Source organism: Staphylococcus sp. SA22 (assembly GCF_054165785.1).
In genome coordinates, this window is record NZ_JBSZQY010000036.1 from 1 (window position 1) to 809 (window position 809).

At 36.3% G+C, this 809-nt stretch carries 1 protein-coding gene; it reads left to right on the plus strand.

Annotation, left to right across the window (positions count from 1 at the left end; translation table 11 throughout):
- Positions 1 to 74 precede the first annotated feature (74 nt).
- Positions 75 to 755 (plus strand): IS6-like element IS1216 family transposase, encoded by a 681-nt coding sequence (locus ACXQH5_RS13745; RefSeq protein WP_001015311.1) that lies wholly within the window; start codon positions 75 to 77, stop codon positions 753 to 755.
- Positions 756 to 809 lie beyond the last annotated feature (54 nt).

The following is an 809-nucleotide window of genomic DNA, read 5'->3' on the forward strand; positions in this document are numbered from 1 at the left end:
GGTTCTGTTGCAAAGTTTTAAATCTACTATCAAATAAGGTAGAATAATAGAAAAAGATAGCAGGAGGAATGACGATGAATCATTTTAAAGGAAAGCAATTTCAGCAGGATGTGATTATTGTAGCCGTGGGCTACTATCTTCGTTATAACCTTAGCTATCGTGAAGTTCAAGAAATCTTATATGATCGTGGCATTAACGTTTCTCATACGACGATTTATCGTTGGGTGCAAGAATATGGCAAACTACTCTATCAAATTTGGAAAAAGAAAAATAAAAAATCCTTTTATTCATGGAAAATGGATGAAACGTACATCAAAATTAAAGGAAAATGGCATTATTTGTATCGAGCCATCGATGCAGATGGTTTAACCTTGGATATTTGGTTACGTAAAAAACGGGACACACAAGCAGCCTATGCTTTTCTTAAGCGGTTAGTGAAGCAGTTTGATGAACCGAAGGTTGTAGTCACAGATAAAGCCCCCTCTATTACAAGTGCCTTTAAGAAACTAAAAGAATACGGCTTTTATCAAGGGACAGAACATCGTACCATTAAATACCTGAATAATTTGATTGAACAAGACCATCGTCCAGTAAAGAGACGCAATAAATTCTATCGAAGTTTACGCACTGCCTCTACCACGATTAAAGGCATGGAAGCCATTCGAGGATTATATAAGAAAACCCGAAAAGAAGGCACTCTCTTCGGGTTTTCGGTCTGTACTGAAATCAAGGTATTATTGGGAATCCCAGCTTAAATCATAGATACCGTAAGGGATTTTATTCTTTATTTAAAACTTTGCAACAGAACC

Coding starts and splice junctions, on each gene's coding strand:
- ACXQH5_RS13745 (WP_001015311.1), top strand. CDS start 75: ATGAATCATTTTAAAGGAAAGCAATTTCAGCAGGATGTGATTATTGTA.